The sequence below is a fragment of the Allokutzneria albata genome, from assembly GCF_900103775.1.
Taxonomy (GTDB): domain Bacteria; phylum Actinomycetota; class Actinomycetes; order Mycobacteriales; family Pseudonocardiaceae; genus Allokutzneria; species Allokutzneria albata.
Genome location: NZ_LT629701.1, coordinates 8,132,684 through 8,147,287 on the forward strand (window position 1 = coordinate 8,132,684; position 14,604 = coordinate 8,147,287).

At 70.9% G+C, this 14,604-nt stretch carries 15 protein-coding genes and 1 pseudogene; 5 read left to right on the top strand and 11 right to left on the bottom strand.

The features are described from left to right. Positions 1–31 precede the first annotated feature (31 nt). Genes BLT28_RS37320 through uraD form a run of 7 tightly spaced genes read right to left on the bottom strand, consistent with a single transcriptional unit; the run spans position 32 to position 5,733 of the window. Positions 32–1,393, bottom strand: coding sequence for an 8-oxoguanine deaminase (locus tag BLT28_RS37320; protein ID WP_030428462.1), 1,362 nt, complete (start codon positions 1,391–1,393; stop codon positions 32–34). Continuing rightward, positions 1,390–1,869: a (2Fe-2S)-binding protein gene (locus BLT28_RS37325; protein WP_030428461.1), complete on the bottom strand. Its 480-nt coding sequence runs from the start codon at positions 1,867–1,869 to the stop codon at positions 1,390–1,392. Before BLT28_RS37325 ends, BLT28_RS37320 begins: the two co-directional genes overlap by 4 nt. Then, positions 1,860–2,738: an FAD binding domain-containing protein gene (locus BLT28_RS37330; RefSeq protein WP_030428460.1), complete on the bottom strand. Its 879-nt coding sequence runs from the start codon at positions 2,736–2,738 to the stop codon at positions 1,860–1,862. Before BLT28_RS37330 ends, BLT28_RS37325 begins: the two co-directional genes overlap by 10 nt. Continuing rightward, complete coding sequence (locus tag BLT28_RS37335) at positions 2,707–4,041, bottom strand: nucleobase:cation symporter-2 family protein (RefSeq protein WP_231950547.1); 1,335 nt, start codon at positions 4,039–4,041, stop codon at positions 2,707–2,709. The genes BLT28_RS37330 and BLT28_RS37335 overlap by 32 nt, the downstream gene beginning before the upstream one ends. Then, on the bottom strand, positions 4,038–4,895 hold the full coding sequence (pucL, locus tag BLT28_RS37340; protein WP_030428458.1) for a factor-independent urate hydroxylase: 858 nt from the start codon (positions 4,893–4,895) through the stop codon (positions 4,038–4,040). The genes BLT28_RS37335 and pucL overlap by 4 nt, the downstream gene beginning before the upstream one ends. A 2-nt stretch (positions 4,896–4,897) precedes the next feature. Beyond that, positions 4,898–5,233 (bottom strand): hydroxyisourate hydrolase, encoded by a 336-nt coding sequence (gene uraH / locus BLT28_RS37345; protein WP_030428457.1) that lies wholly within the window; start codon positions 5,231–5,233, stop codon positions 4,898–4,900. Next, positions 5,230–5,733: a 2-oxo-4-hydroxy-4-carboxy-5-ureidoimidazoline decarboxylase gene (gene uraD, locus BLT28_RS37350; RefSeq protein ID WP_030428456.1), complete on the bottom strand. Its 504-nt coding sequence runs from the start codon at positions 5,731–5,733 to the stop codon at positions 5,230–5,232. The genes uraH and uraD overlap by 4 nt, the downstream gene beginning before the upstream one ends. A gap of 224 nt (positions 5,734–5,957) precedes the next feature. Here uraD and BLT28_RS37355 point away from each other — a divergent pair, with 224 nt between their 5' ends. Genes BLT28_RS37355 through BLT28_RS37370 form a run of 4 tightly spaced genes read left to right on the top strand, consistent with a single transcriptional unit; the run spans position 5,958 to position 9,533 of the window. Further along, positions 5,958–7,526 (top strand): PucR family transcriptional regulator, encoded by a 1,569-nt coding sequence (locus BLT28_RS37355; protein ID WP_030428455.1) that lies wholly within the window; start codon positions 5,958–5,960, stop codon positions 7,524–7,526. A 46-nt stretch (positions 7,527–7,572) separates the two neighbouring features. Continuing rightward, positions 7,573–8,334: a 3-oxoacyl-ACP reductase FabG gene (gene fabG / locus BLT28_RS37360; RefSeq protein WP_030428454.1), complete on the top strand. Its 762-nt coding sequence runs from the start codon at positions 7,573–7,575 to the stop codon at positions 8,332–8,334. 1 nt (position 8,335) lies between these two features. Next, positions 8,336–9,148 carry a MaoC/PaaZ C-terminal domain-containing protein gene (locus BLT28_RS37365; RefSeq protein WP_030428453.1) on the top strand — a complete coding sequence of 271 codons (813 nt, stop codon included), beginning with the start codon at positions 8,336–8,338 and terminating at the stop codon, positions 9,146–9,148. 28 nt (positions 9,149–9,176) lie between these two features. Further along, on the top strand, positions 9,177–9,533 hold the full coding sequence (locus BLT28_RS37370) for a septal ring lytic transglycosylase RlpA family protein (protein WP_197683931.1): 357 nt from the start codon (positions 9,177–9,179) through the stop codon (positions 9,531–9,533). 29 nt (positions 9,534–9,562) lie between these two features. On the opposite strand, the gene BLT28_RS42305 is transcribed toward BLT28_RS37370, so the two are convergent. The 3 genes and pseudogenes from BLT28_RS42305 to BLT28_RS37380 form a co-directional block, all read right to left on the bottom strand. Then, the gene (locus tag BLT28_RS42305; protein ID WP_231950931.1) at positions 9,563–9,949 is read right to left on the bottom strand and encodes a carbohydrate-binding protein; all 387 of its coding nucleotides are present in this window, start codon (positions 9,947–9,949) and stop codon (positions 9,563–9,565) included. A 33-nt stretch (positions 9,950–9,982) separates the two neighbouring features. Beyond that, positions 9,983–11,773: pseudogene (locus BLT28_RS37375) on the bottom strand (glycoside hydrolase family 3 protein); the annotation flags it as partial. 144 nt (positions 11,774–11,917) lie between these two features. Then, on the bottom strand, positions 11,918–12,823 hold the full coding sequence (locus tag BLT28_RS37380) for a bifunctional helix-turn-helix transcriptional regulator/GNAT family N-acetyltransferase (RefSeq protein WP_030428450.1): 906 nt from the start codon (positions 12,821–12,823) through the stop codon (positions 11,918–11,920). A 113-nt stretch (positions 12,824–12,936) separates the two neighbouring features. On the opposite strand from BLT28_RS37380, the gene BLT28_RS37385 reads away from it, so the two are divergent. Next, positions 12,937–13,374 (top strand): hypothetical protein, encoded by a 438-nt coding sequence (locus tag BLT28_RS37385; protein ID WP_030428449.1) that lies wholly within the window; start codon positions 12,937–12,939, stop codon positions 13,372–13,374. A 7-nt stretch (positions 13,375–13,381) separates the two neighbouring features. On the opposite strand, the gene BLT28_RS37390 is transcribed toward BLT28_RS37385, so the two are convergent. Then, on the bottom strand, positions 13,382–14,524 hold the full coding sequence (locus BLT28_RS37390; protein ID WP_231950548.1) for a sensor histidine kinase: 1,143 nt from the start codon (positions 14,522–14,524) through the stop codon (positions 13,382–13,384). Positions 14,525–14,604: the final 80 nt, after the last annotated feature.

Below are 14,604 nucleotides of genomic sequence, written 5' to 3' on the forward strand. Positions count from 1 at the left end.
GATGCTCGACCCCGCAAGCGGGTCTTCGTCGTCATGCCGTCACCCCCGCCCGTTCAGCGAGGACACGGCTCGCCGTCGCCAGGTCCTCCGCGAGCTGTTGCTCGTCCACAGTGGTCAGTTGGCCGAGCCGCACCACCGGGTCGCCGCCGACCAGAAGCAGCTCCAGCGGCGGCAGCGAGCCCAGCACGAGCGCCGCGACCGGGTCGGTGATGCCGGCGTGCGCGAGGCCGTCCAAGCGCCACACGGCGATGTCGGCCTGCTTGCCGACCTCGATGGAGCCGATGTGGTCCGCCCGGCCGAGGCACCGCGCTCCACCCATCGTGCCCAGCCACAGCGACTCACGCGGGGTGAGCGCGGCCGGGCCACCGCGGAGCCGGGCGAGGTAGAGCGACTGCCGCAGCTCGTCGCCCAGCCCACCCGCCTCGTTCGACGCGGCACCGTCCACGCCGAGACCGACCGGGCAGCCGACGTCGAGCAGGTCGCGCACCCGCGCGATGCCCGCTCCCAGCCGCGCGTTGGAGCTGGGGCAGTGCGCCACACCGGTCTTCGTCGCACCCAGGCGCTGGATCTCCTTGTCGGAGAAGTGGATTCCGTGTGCCAGCCACACATCCGGGCCGAGCCAGCCGAGCTTGTCCGCGTACTCCAGCGGAGTGCACCCGAACTGCTCGACGCAGTGCTCCTCCTCGTCGGTGGTCTCCGCGAGGTGGGTGTGCATCTGCACGCCGTGACGACGAGCCAGCGCCGCGCCCTCTCGCATCAGCTCACCACTGGCGGAGAACGGCGAGCACGGTCCGACCGCGATCTGGATCCGCGAGCCGGGCGCCGCGTCGTGATAGGTGGTGATCGCCTCTTCTGTTGCCAGCAAGGCGTTCTCGGTGGTCTCCACAATGGAGTCCGGGGGAAGACCGCCCTGGGACTTGCCGCAGTCCATCGAACCGCGGACGACGTGCAGCCGGGTTCCGACGCGACGGCCTCCGTCGACGAGGGCCGCCATCAGGTCGCCGCTGTCGGAGGGGAAGACGTAGTGGTGGTCTGCCGCCGTTGTGCAGCCGGACTTGGCCATCCACGCCAGCCCGGCGCTGGTGGTCGCGTGCACCACCCGCTCGTCAATGCCCGACCACACCGGGTAGAGCGCCACCAGCCACTCGAAAAGCGTTGCCTGCTGGGCATAACCCCGCGTCGCCCACTGGTAGAGGTGGTGGTGGGTGTTCACCAGGCCCGGTGTCACCAGGCAGCCGGAGCCGTTGACGACCTGGTCGCCCTCGCGGGTCTCGGCGGCACCCTCGCCGACCGAGACGATCACACCGTCCTCGACGACCACGTGGCCGGAGGCGAACTCCGACCCGGATCCGTCCACCGTCGCGACGTGGGCGCCGTTGATCACAGTCCTCATGACGTGGCCTCCCCGCGTGAATGCGCGGCCGCGGTGTGCACCGCGTCGATGATCTTCTCGTATCCCGTGCAGCGGCACAGGTTCCCGGCGAGCGCTTCGCGGATCTCCGCGTCCTTCGGGCAGGGGTTGCGCCGGATCAGGTCGTGCGCCGCGACGATCAGGCCCGGGGTGCAGAAACCGCACTGCACTGCGCCGCGCTCGATGAACGCCCGCTGCACCGGGTCCAGTTCGCCCTCGGAGCCGAGCCCTTCCACCGTGCGGACTTCACGGTCCTGGACCTGGCCTGCCGCGACCAGGCACGCGCACACCGGGGTGTCGTCCAGGTAGACCGTGCACGAGCCGCATTCGCCCTGTTCACAAGCATTCTTGGCACCGGGCAGGCCGAGTCGTTCGCGCAGCACGTAGAGCAGGCTCTCGCCTTCCCACACGTCGTCAGCGGTGCGCTCCTCGCCGTTCACCGTGAACTTCACGCGCATGCCGTCACCCGCCCTTCGCAGTAGTCGTGCCAGGCCCAGCCGAGCGTGCGGCGGGCGAGCACGGCCAGGGCGTGCCGCCGGTACGCGGCGCTGCCCCGGACGTCGTCAATGGGTTGTGCCGCGGCGCCGACCAGGTCGCCGAACCGCCGCAGCACGGAGTCGGAGAGGGGAGCGGGGGACTGCCACAGCGCGGACAGCTCCCCGGCGATGTAGTCCTCGGCGTCGGGCGCGCGCCGCGGAGTCGGTGCCGCGGAGCCGAGCCCGGTGCCCACGGTCCCGCTCTCCGGGTGCAGTGCCACCGCGAAGGAGCACACCGCGATCACCATGGCGTTGCGGGTGCCGACCTTGGAGAACTGCTGCGGCCCGTCGGCGGGGGGCAGCAGGATCGCCGTGATCAGCTCGTCCGGTTCGAGCGCGCTCCGCTTGACGCCGAGGTAGAACTCGGTGATCGGGATCGCCCTGGTGCCGCGCACGGAGGCCACCTCGACCACCGCGTCCGAGGCGAGCAAGGGCGGGTGCGAGTCACCGGCGGGGGAGGCCGCGGCGAGGTTGCCGCCGACCGTGCCCCGGTTGCGGATCTGCGGTGAGCCCACCGTCCGCGCCGCCATCGCCAGCCCGGGCAACCGGTCGCCCAGCTCGTCGATCACCCGCACGTAGGGCACCGCGGCGCCGAGCCGGACTCGTCCGTCCACTTCGGACCACGTGGCGATCTCGCCAACCGCGTTGAGGTCGAGCAGCGCGACCGGGCGACGGCGGTCGAAGTTCAGCTCGACCATCACGTCGGTGCCCCCGGCGATCGGCACCGCCTCGGGCACCTCCGCCTTGGCCCGCAGGGCCTCAGCGAGGCTCGTCGGCCGAATGAAGTCCATTGTGGACACCTCCGTTTCTGGTAGTCGGGCCGTTGAAGAGCAGGTTGAGGCCGACCGCGGCGAGGCAGCCGACGCTGATGCCGGACTGGGCGATGATCTGGAACCACGTGGGGAACTGCTCGTAGAGCGTCGGAACGAACACCGGCGCGAGCCCGACGCCCAGTGAGGCCGCGACGACGGCGAGGTTGCCGTTGCCGGTGAAGGAGACCTGGGAGAGGGTCTGCACCCCGCTCGCCGCGACCGCGCCGAACATCGCGACGCCCGCACCGCCGAGCACCGGGGCCGGGATCGCCGCGACGACCCGGCCGAGCGCGGGCACCAGTCCGAGCAGCGCCAGGATCGCGCCGCCCGCCGCGACCACGTAGCGGCTGTGCACCCTGGTCAACCTGACCAGGCCGACGTTCTGCGCGAAGGCCGTGTACGGGAACGTGTTGAACACTCCGCCCAGTGCGGTCGACAGGCCATCGGCGCGCAGGGTGTCGGCGACGCGCCGCCCGTCGACCGGTTGTCTCACGATCTCCCCGATGGCGAGCACATCCCCTGTGGTCTCGGCCATCGTCACGAGCATCACCACGGCGATGGACACGATCGCGGTCAGCTCGAAAACCGGGAGCCCGAAGTGGAACGGTGTACTCACCGCGAAAAGCGGACCCGTGCCGACCTCGGAGAAACCTTGATACCCCAGGGGAATCGCGACGAGCGTGCCCACGACGAGCCCGACCAGCACCGCGACCCGGCCGACGAAACCGCGCCCGAACCGTTGCAGCACGAGAACGAAGAGCAGCACTCCGAGCGCAAGCGCCAGGTGCTTCGGTGCGCCGTGGTCAGCCGCGTCCGTGCCACCGGCGGCCCAGTCCACCGCGACCGGAAGCAGCGACAGCCCGATGATCAGAATGACCGTGCCGGTGACCAGCGGCGGGAAGAACCGCACCAGCCTGCCGAACACCGGGGCGAACAGAACCAGGACCAACCCGCCGACGATCACCGCGCCGTAGATCGCGGGCAGCCCGCCGCCTTGCGTCCCGATCAGCACCATCGGGGTCACCGCGGCGAACGTGCAACCCTGCATCAGCGGCAACCGCGCGCCGAACCGCCACACGCCGACGCACTGGAGGATCGTGGCAGCACCGGAGACGAGCAGGTCCGCGTTGATCAGATATGCGATGTCCTCTGTGGACAGACGCATCGCGTTGCCGAGGATCAGCGGTACCGCGACCGCGCCCGCGTACATGGCGAGCACGTGCTGGAGGCCCAGCGCCACCAGCGGGCCGGGCCTGGGGACCTCGTCAACTTGATGCGTCACCACACCGCATCCCCCTCGGGGAGGTCATCGCGGCGCACGGTGCCCTCGATCAACCCGTACGGCCGGTCGGCCGCGAAGAAGACCTCGTTCGGATTGTCCAGCCCGAACGGGGAAAGGTCGACGAGGAAGTGGTGCTTGTTCGGCAGGGCAAGGCGGATCTCGGCGATGCCGGGCTGCTTGTCGAGCACTCGCCGCCCCATCGCGTACAGGGTCTGTTGCAGGGAAAGGCTGTGCGTCTCCGCGAACGCGGTGAGCAGGTCGTCCTTGGCCTGCTCGAAGGACTCCGCCCAGTCGGCGGGATGGGTGTGGTGGCGCCACTTCGCGTCGACCGCGGTCGCGAGAATCCGGTCGTGGGTCTCCGGCAGCGTCGTGTAGCCGTCCTTGATGTAGCCCCAGAACTCGGAGTCCGTGGTGTTCATGACGGTCAGCCCGGTGAGCCCGGACACCACCTGGACGCCGTCCTCCGACCACGTGACGACGGCCGTGCGCGTGCCGGAACCGTTGCGGGAGAAGGAATGCGGCCGGTCACCGATGCGGTCCCAGCTGTACTGCTCGAAGCCGACGCGCGCCCGGTGGATCGACGGCTGCGAGCGCACGAAGTGCTCACCGAGCCGCAGCCCGAACTCCTCGACCTCGCCGATGCCGTCCCTCGCGAAGGCGTAGACGGTGTTCTTCTGCGTGTCTGTCGGCAGGACCTTGCTGTTGTCCCCGGTGAGGTGCGTGCCGGTGAGATCGCCCGACAGCGCGACGCTGACGTTGAGGTCGGTGACCCGGTGCCGCTCCCCGTCCCGGTCCACCCGGACCAGGCGCACCTCGGCCTTGCCGTACTGGTTGCCGCCGAGCGTGATGGCCATTGTCAGCTCCCCCGGTAGGTCGAGTACGCGTACGGGCTCAACAGCAGCGGCACGTGGTGGTGCCTGCCACCGTCGGTGATCACGAAACTGATGGTGACCTCCGGGAAGAACACCGGAAGCCCTTGCGAGGTCAGGTAGTCGGCCGTCTCGAAAACCAGCCGGTAGGTGGCGGGCGGCACCTCGACGGAGGGGCCCCAGCCGGCGATGCGGCCGTCCGAGTTCGTCTTCTCCGCGGCCAGCGGCTCCCAGTCGGTCCCGCTCAGCCGTTCCAGGCGCACCGCCATGCCGGCGGCGGGCATCCCGCTGTTGGTGTCCAGCACGTGTGTGGAGAGGCTCATCCCGCCACCAGCTTCCGCAACCGCAGCTCCACGATCCTGCCCAGCTCCTCCCGCACGACCGCGCGTTCCGCGGCCTCGTCGTTGCCCAGCCGTTCGCGCAGCGCGTCGAGCACCCGCGCGGCGGAGAGCCCGGTCGCGCAGATCAGGAACACGTGCCCGAACCGATCTTCGTAGGCGATGTTGCCCGCCACCAGCTCCGCGCGCACGCGCTCGTCCTCGGTCGCCGCTGCGGACTGCTCGCCGCGCGACCACCGCGCCTCCTGGCCGGTGCCCTCCGGGCGCTGACCGATCCGGGGGTGCGCGTCCACGGCGACCCGCAGCTGCGCCCAGTCCAGCGCCGCCAGCTCCTTCGCCCCGCACACCACCAGGGCGTCGGCGTCGGGGAACGGCCGCGCCCGGGAAACCCGTTCCGCCCACAGGGGATGGGCGCAGCAGGCGAGCAGGTCGGAGCGCGCGTCCGGGTCCGGGAGCGCGTTGAACCGGTCAAGGGCGCTGGACACCGATGTCCCTCCTCGCGGCCGAGAGTGTTCCGCAGTACACACGCGTTCTCGCGGTCGCGACTATGGCGAGAACGCATGAACGTGAGCGCGCAGCCGGGTGAGCCTTTCGTAACATCCTCCAAAGCCGCCTTGCCCGCGATCAGGAAACCACCCGCGGCCGAGAGCGCTTCCACCGCCGGGCGGGGGTAGGTTCTCGGGGGAGACCGAGGGGGAGTGGGCGCGGGATGAGGCTGCGGGACCTGGTGGAGGCGGCCGACCTGCACCTGGCCCTGCTCACCGGCTCCGACCAGCTCGACCGCCCGATCCGGTGGATCTACACCACCGACCTGCGCGATCCCAGCCGTTACCTCTCCGGCGGCGAGCTGGTGCTGACCGGCCTGGTCTGGCGCCGCTCGGCGGAGGACTCCGATGCCTTCGTCGCCGCACTGGCCGCCGCCGGGGTGACCGCGCTGGCCGCGGGCGACGCGGAGTTCGGCGCGGTTCCCGCCGACCTGGTCGAGGCCTGCCGTGCGCACGGGGTGCCGCTGCTCGGCGTTCCCGTCGACGTCTCCTTCGCGACCATCACCGAACGGGTGGTGCTGGCGCTGGCCGGGGAGCGCGGTGAGCTGGAGGGAAACCTGCTCGCGGGGTTGACCCAGCAGCACTGGCACCGCCGCATGGTCGCCGCGGCCGTCGACGGCGGTGGGCTGGCCGCCGTGCTTGAGCTGGGCGCGGCGAGGCTGGGCGCACAGTGCTGGGTGCTCTCGCCTTCGGGGCGGGTGATCGGTGGTAGCGCCGCACCGGCAGTGCTCTCTTCGGAGCGGCGGCGGTTGCTGGTGCAGCAGTTCCTGCACGCCGACCGGCTGCCGAAGACCGCGCGGGAACGCTCCGGCGAGCCGGTGTCGCTGCTGCCCTCGGCCAGCCGCGCCGGGCAACGGCTGGCCAGCTGGTTCCTCGTCGTCGAGGGTGATCACGAGCAGTGGGACCCGAGCGCGAGCGAGACGGCGAGCGAGCTGGCCACGCTGATCGCGCTGGAGCGCTCACGCCGCGAGGAGCGGCAGCGGCTGGAAAGCAGGCTCGCCGGGCCGCTGCTGCTGTCGGCGATGCACGGCGAGGTCGAGGCGAGCGAGGTCGACGCCCGGCTGGGCGCGCTCGGGTTCGCCAGGGGGGAGCCGCTGTGCGTGCTCGCCGCGACGACCTCCGGAGGCGGTCCCGGGCTCGCGCCCGTCGTGCTGGGCGAACTCGTCCACGGCTCCCGGGCCCGAGGGTTCGTCGCGGTGGCCGGACAGGAGGCGCTGGCGCTGCTCTCCGCTGACGCCGAGGGGCTGGCCGCCGCGTTGGAGGAGATCAACGAGGCCGTGCGCGCCATGGAGCCCGGGCTCGGCGACGCGCGCCTGGTCGTCGGGGTCAGCGGGCTGGCGACCGTGGCGGGGCTGCGCGGCGCCGTCGAGGAGGCGCGGCAGGCGCGGCGGCTGGCCGAGCACCGGCCGGGGCGGGCGAAGGTGGCCACCGCAGCCGAACTGGCCTCGCACCTGCTGCTGCTGGCCACCGTGCCCGACGAGCTGCGGAAGTCCTTCCGCGCCAAGCTGCTCGGCCCGCTGCTCGAATACGACAGCGCGCACAAGGGCGAGCTGGTGCAGACGCTGCGGGTGTTCCTGGACTGCGCGGGGTCGCCGACCAAGAGCGCGGCGAAGCTGCACGTGCACGTCAACACGCTGCGGTACCGGCTGAGCCGGATCGAGGAGCTGACCGGCCGAGATCTGGGCTCCTTCCCGGATCGCGTTGATCTGTACCTCGCACTGGAGCTGGGCTGAGGACCCGCTTGCGGGGTCGAACACCATCACTGAAAGGGGCCGACGGGTGAGCAGTCTGCAGGGACGCGTCGCACTGGTGACCGGGGCGGCGCGGGGGATCGGTGCCGCCACCGCGCGCACCCTCGCCGCTCAGGGAGCCGCGGTCGCCGTGCTCGACCTCGACGAGTCGGCCTGCGTCGAGACCGTCGACGCGATCACCTCGGCGGGTGGCCGGGCGATCGGCGTCGGGGCCGACGTGGCCGACCGCGCCGCCGTCGAAGCCGCGGTGGGCCGCGTGGTCGCCGAGCTGGGCGGGCTGCACATCCTGGTCAACAATGCCGGGGTCATCCGGGACAACATGCTGTTCAAGATGACCGACGACGACTGGGACACGGTGATGAACGTGCACCTGCGCGGCGCGTTCCTGTGCAGCCAAGCCGCGCAGAAGCACATGGTCGAGCAGCGCTACGGCAAGATCGTCAACCTGTCCAGCACGTCCGCGCTCGGCAACCGCGGCCAGGCCAACTACTCGGCCGCGAAGGCGGGCATCCAGGGCTTCACCAAGACGCTGGCGATCGAGCTGGGCCCGTTCGGCATCAACGTGAACGCCGTGGCGCCGGGCTTCATCGCCACCGACATGACCGCCGCGACGGCCGGCCGGATCGGCATGGACTTCGACGCGTTCCAGAAGGCGATCGCCGACGCCGTGCCGCTGCGCCGGATCGGTCAGCCCGAGGACATCGCTTCGGCGGTCGCGTTCCTGGCCGGCGACGGCGCGTCCTTCATCACCGGCCAGGTGCTCTACGTCGACGGCGGACCGCGGGGCTGAGATGGCGATCTTCCGGAGCCTGGTCGGCCAGACCGCGGGGCCGTGGCGGCGGAGCTGGACGGAGACCGACACGGCCCTCTACGCGCTCGCGATCGGTGCGGGACAAGAGGAACTGGCGTGGAGCACCGGGCGGGAGGCGTTGCCGACCTTCGGCATCGTGCTCGCCCAGTTCGGCGCGTTCGACGAGCGGCTGGGCGACTACGACCCGGCCCTCCTGCTGCACGGCGAACAGGAGATCGTTGTGCACCAGCCACTTCCGGCGAGCGGATCGGTGTCGGTGCTGCGCACGGTGACGGATGTGTTCGACAAGGGCTCAGGAGCGCTCGTCGCCAGCCGGTGGGACGCCTCCGATGACGCGGGAAAGCCTTTGCTGTCGACGTCTTCGTCGGTCTTCGTGCGCGGAGAAGGCGGCTTCGGCGGGGAGCGCGGGCCGTCACTCGCGTGGGAGCCGCCCGCGCGGGCGCCCGACGTCATGCTGCGGTTCACCACCTCGGCCAACCAGGCGCTGCTCTACCGGCTCACCGGTGATCACAACCCGCTGCACGTGGACCCGGAGTTCGCCGCGCGCGGCGGCTTCGACCGGCCGATCCTGCACGGGCTGTGCACCTACGGCATCACCTGCCGGCTGCTGATCCGCGAGTTCTGCGAGGCCTCCCGGGTGCGGCGGGTGTTCGGGCGGTTCTCGTCGCCCGTGGTGCCCGGCGCGGAGCTGGTGGTCTCGGCATGGCGCACCGGACCGGGTGAAGTGGCGTTCCGGACGGCCGACGCGGACGGTTCGGTCGTGCTGGACCGGGGCTTGTTCACCTACAGTTGATCAAGCCCCTCAGCGAAGGAGTCCCTTGGTGCGCGCCCTTTTCGTCGCGGCAGTGCTCATGCTCGGCCTCACCGTCCCCGCCGCCGCGTCGGAGCCACCGGTCTGCACGGCCAGCTGGTACGGCAACCCGGACGCGACCACGCCGGTCCACACCGCCAGCGGCGAAGTGCTGGACCCGGCCGCGATGACCGCCGCCCACGCGACTTTGCCCTTCGACACCAAGGTGAAGGTCACCAATCGCCGCACCGGCCTGTCCGTCGAGGTCCGCATCAACGACCGGTTCGCCGCGCAGGGGGATCGGTGCGTGAACCTGACTCGCGGTGCCTTCGAGAAGATCGCACCGCTGTCCATGGGAGTTGCCCCGGTCGATGTCTCGCCCTCATAGCGGGCGTCCGCTATGAGGGCGAGAACGGCTCAGCGGGAGAACTGGAACCAGTTGAGGTTGGTGAAGTCACCGGCGCCGCCGCGGGCCACCACGTAGAGGCGGTGCTTGCCCGCCGCGCCGGTGACCGCAGTGGTGGCGCTGGCCCAGGTCTGCCAGCCGCCGGTCGGAGTGATCGCCTGCGTCGCGACGACGGGACCGGTCGGCGAGTCGAGGCGGAACTCCAGCGAACCACCGGCCGCCGCACCCGAAGCGAACCGCGTCGTCACGCGAGCGGCTGACGTCGCGCCGAAGTCCACATCGGCGAAGCCCAGGTAGTCGCCGTTCGCGATCCAGCCGACGTTCTGGCCGCAGCCGCCATCGGAGCACCGTTGCACCCCGGTGCCGCGCTGCTCGTCGTAGTAGGCGGCGCCGATCACCTGGTAGGCGTCCTGCGAAGCGGGGAACGACTCGCCGTGGCCGTAGCCGAACAACGCGGGCTTGCCGTCACCGTTGTTGATCGGTTGCTGCGACACCGAACGCATCCAGCTCACCGGGAGCTTGCCGGACACCTGGTGATCGCCGAAGAGCACGTCCGCGACGCCAGCGCCTTCCGTTCCGGGAAGCCACGCCGCGACCAACGCGTCCCAGTCGGGCAGTTGCGCGGCGATGTCCATGGGCCGCCCTGACACCAGCACCACGACCACGGGCACCCCCGACGCCTTGAGCTTGGTCAGCGTCGCCAGGTCCTCCGCGTCCAGGCCGAGCCCGTCCGGCCGGTCGCCGTTGTACTCCGCGTACGGGGTCTCGCCGACCACCGCGACGGCCGCCTTGTACGTGTCGTCGATGCCGTCGCCGTTGCGGTTGTACGTCACCGTCGTTCCGCGCACGGCCTGCTGAATCCCTTGCAGGATCGTGGTGCCGGGGGTGATCGGACCGCTCTTGCCCTGCCACTCGATCGTCCAGCCGCCGGACTGGTTGCCGATGTCCGACGCGCTCTTGCCCGCCACGAAAAGCTTGTCCGCGGTCTTGGGCAGCGGCAGCACACCGTTGCGGTTCTTGAGCAGCACCTGCGACTTGCGCACGGCCTCGCGGGCCAGCGCGCGGTGCGCCGGGCTGCCGACCGTCGAGGTGTACGAGCGGTCGGTGAACGGCTTCTCGAACAGGCCCAGCTCGACCTTCTTGGTGAGGATGCGGCGGTTGGCGTCGTCGACCCGCGACATCGGCACGCGGCCCGACTCGACCTCGGCGCGCAGCAGGTCGAGGAACCGCCGCCACTCCGCCGACACCATGATCATGTCGATGCCCGCGTTGACCGAGGCGCGGACCTCCTCGGGGGTGAAGCCCGGCTGACCGTCGATCTTGTCGATGGCGTCCCAGTCGGAGATCACGATGCCGGAGAAGCCCAGCTCGGACTTGAGCACGTCGGTCACCAGGTAGCGGTGCGCGTGCAGCTTCACGCCGTTCCAGCTGCTGTAGGAGATCATCACCGAGCCGACCCCGCGCCGGATCGCCTCGCGGAACGGCGTGATGTGCCGCGAGCGCAGCTCCGCCTCCGAGACCTCGGTGTCGCCCTGGTCCTTGCCGCCGGTGGTGCCACCGTCACCGACCCAGTGCTTGGCGGTCGCCAGCACCGAACCGGGCGCGTTCAGCGCACCGCCCTGGAGCCCGGTGACCAGCGTCGTCATCGCGGTGGCCAGCTCGGCCTCCTCGCCGAAGGACTCGTACGTACGGCCCCAGCGGTCGTTGCGGGCGACGCACAGGCACGGCGCGAAGTTCCAGTCGATTCCGGTGCCGGAGACCTCCTCGGCGGTGGCGCGGCCGATGCGCTGCACCAGCTCGGGATCACGGGCGGCGCCGAGGCCGATGTTGTGCGGGAAGATCGTCGCGCCGTGCACGTTGTTGTGCCCGTGCACCGCGTCCACGCCGTAGATCATCGGGATCCACAACGGCGTGGCCAGCGCCGCCCGCTGGAAGGTGTCGTACATGTCGGCCCAGCTCGCCGCCGTGTTGGGCGTCGGGGCCGAGCCACCACCGGACAGCAGCGAGCCGATCCGGTGCGTGGTCAGGTCCGCGGGCTGCACGGCCTTGCGCTCGGTCTGCACCATCTGGCCGAGCTTGTCCGCCAGCGTCATCCGCGCCATCAGGTCGCTGACGCGATCTTGGACGGAAGCGTCCTTGTCCAGGTAGACCACCGCTCCCGAAGACCCGCTTGCGGGGTCGAGCATCGTTCCTGCGGATGCCGTGATGACCGATGTCAGCATCAGCGCCGCCGTCGCGAGGGCCAGCGCCACACGCGCTCTCATCCGGACTCCTCCTCGGATCGTCTTCGGCGGCGGGATTGTTGTGAGCCACAACAATGACGGCCGGGGCGCTCCGGGGACAGGGCAGAACGGGTGAGAGCGCTTTCAGAACTCCTTCGTCCAGTACTGCCCGTTCAGGTCCGCGCCGAAGCTGCGGTGCGGCTCCTCCTTCTCCAGGACGAACCCGGCCCGCTGGTAGATCCGCCGCGCCGCGCTGAGCACGTCGTTGGTCCACAAGGTGATCCGCTCGTACCCGGCGGAGCGGGCGAAGCGCACGCACTCGTCGACCAGTCGCGCGCCGACGCCCGTGCCGCGCGCACTCGGCTCCACCAGGAGGATTCGCAGCTTCGCTATCTCGTCGTCGGCCTTCATGCAGAAGACGCAGCCGACGCGCTCCCCGTCGACCTCGGCGATCCACCCGGCCTCGCGCGCCGGGTCGTGGTCGTCGACGAAGTCCGCCACGATCCGCGCGACCAGCGCCTCGAAGGTCGCGTCCCAACCGAACTCCCGCGCGTACAGCTCGCCGTGCCGTTGCACCACCCAGCCGTAGTCCCCGACCCGCGGCGGGCGCAGCACCAGGGTGCGGTCCTTCGCCTCCCCGCCCAGCAGTCGCCGGATCGTGTCCATCGCGCCGACCACCTGCCCGCGCTGGTCCTCGGTGAGCTCGTCCAGCAGTGCTGCGGCCTGTGCCGAGGAGGCGTCGTCCAGCTCGCGCTGGGCCGCCCGGCCCTTGTCGGTCAGGGCGATCACCTGGCGGCGCGCGTCCACAGTGGATTTCGCACGGGTGATCAGCCCGTCGGCGTCGAAGCGGGTGAGCATCCGGCTGAGGTAGCCGGCGTCCACGTCCAGGTCCTTGCGCAGGTCGGCCACGTCGGCCGACTCGCACTGCGCCAGCTCGAACAGCACGCGCGCCTCGGTCAGCGAGTAGTCGCCGTAGCGCAGCGCGCCGACGGAGTTGGTGTAGAAGCGCGAGAAGGCCCGCACCGACGCGACCAGAGAATCATTGACCATGTCAACAATATAGTTGACGTAGTCAAGAGTGCGGCTCCGGTCCTGTCCGAAAGGCGGGCAAAACCTTCGATCGCGATCACCGCCCGCGGCCGCTCGGAGGTGCACTACCAGGCATGAAGCTGAACCGCGTCGCACTGCCCGTCGCGCTCGCCGCCGTGCTCACCATCGCCACCGCCACGCCCGCGCTCGCCGAGAAGATCGACAAGTTCGAGAGCAAGGACGGCCACGGCTGGGGCAAGATCGTTTGGAAGCCGCGCCAGGACGGACCCCTCGGCCCGCACAGCAAGTGGCCGTTCGAGCTGACCCTCACCTCCGACCCCAAGGACGGCCACGGCCGCACGGGCGTGCAGTGGAAGGTCGTCTACAACAACCTCCCCGACACCGACTGGAAGTACTTCGTCGGGCCCGGTTACAACAGGGCGACCGCCGGGCCGAAGAACATGCACATGATCAGCATCGCCGGGCCCGAGGGGATGCGGTTCCGGGTCTGCCGCAAGATGGACGACGGCAGGGACGTCTGCGGCAAGGAGACCCGCCTCTACAAGCGCTGACCGCGGGTCAGGTCTGGCACGGGAAGCGCGCGCGGACCTCGAACCCGCCACCCACGCGAGGACCGGCCAGGAAGCTGCCGCCTGCCGCCTCCACCCTGGCGCGCATCCCGGTGAGCCCCCGGCCGGGCGGCTTGGCCCGCTGCACGACCCCGCGGCCGCGGTCGGCGACCTCGACCACGATCTCGTCGGCCTCCCGGCAGACCCGCACCTTGGCGCTGGTCGGCCCGGCGTGCCGGAGCACGTTGGTCAGCGACTCCTGCACCACCCGGTAGACCGCCGCGTCGATGTCCTCGGGCAGGTCCTCCGCGCTGAGGTTGACCTCCTGCTCGACCAGCATCCCGCCCGCGCGCACCCTCGACATGAGCGCGGGCAGTCCGCGCAGCCCGGTGGCCGTGGGGCAGTCGGTGTCCCTGGCGTGGATGGTGTCCAGGGCCGACCGCAGCTCGGCCAGCGCCTGGGTGCTGGTCAGCCGGATCGCCTCCAGCGCCGCCTTGGTCTGGTCCGGCCGGGCGTCCAGCGCCACCTGCGCCGCCCCGGCCTGCATGGCCACCACCGCGAACCCGTGCCCGGCGACGTCGTGCACCTCGCGGGCGATCCGCATCCGCTCCTCCAGCGCGGCCTTGGCCATCAGCGCGTGCCGCATCCGGTCCGCCGCCGCCTGCCGGACCTGGGCGAGTCTGCCCAGCAGCCAGGGCACCACGAACCAGCCGGTCCACGCGATGACCATCAGAACCGGCTGGCGGAAGTCCATCATCAGCCTGGGCAGGGCGAAGGCCACCCCGGCCACCGCGGCGGCGCCGCAGGCGAGGCAGGAGGAGGCGAACGGGCGGCGCAGCGCCACCTCGAACATCGCCAGCACCATGCACAGGTGGATCGGACCGTAGGGGTTGCCGAGCAGCGTGTAGACGCCGACCGCCACCACCGTGACGGCGAGCGCGGCCATCGGGGCCTTCCGCCGCCAGGCCAGCGCGGCCGAGCTGATCATCGCGAGTGCGAAGCCCCACGCGTCCGGCGGTCGCGCTCCCTCCAGCAGCTCGCCGATGAGCGTCGAACCGGACAGCACCAGTACCGCGAGCACCACCGCGTAGCGACAGTCCGCCCCGCTGGGCAGCCAGCCGCTCGCCCCGTCGTTGTCGCGCCGGGTCACCACGCACCGCAGCCTAGAGGTACCAGCGGGTAACGTACACAGCTGTCCGTTTTTCGAACTCGCGTTGGTTCTTTCCGGGGGCA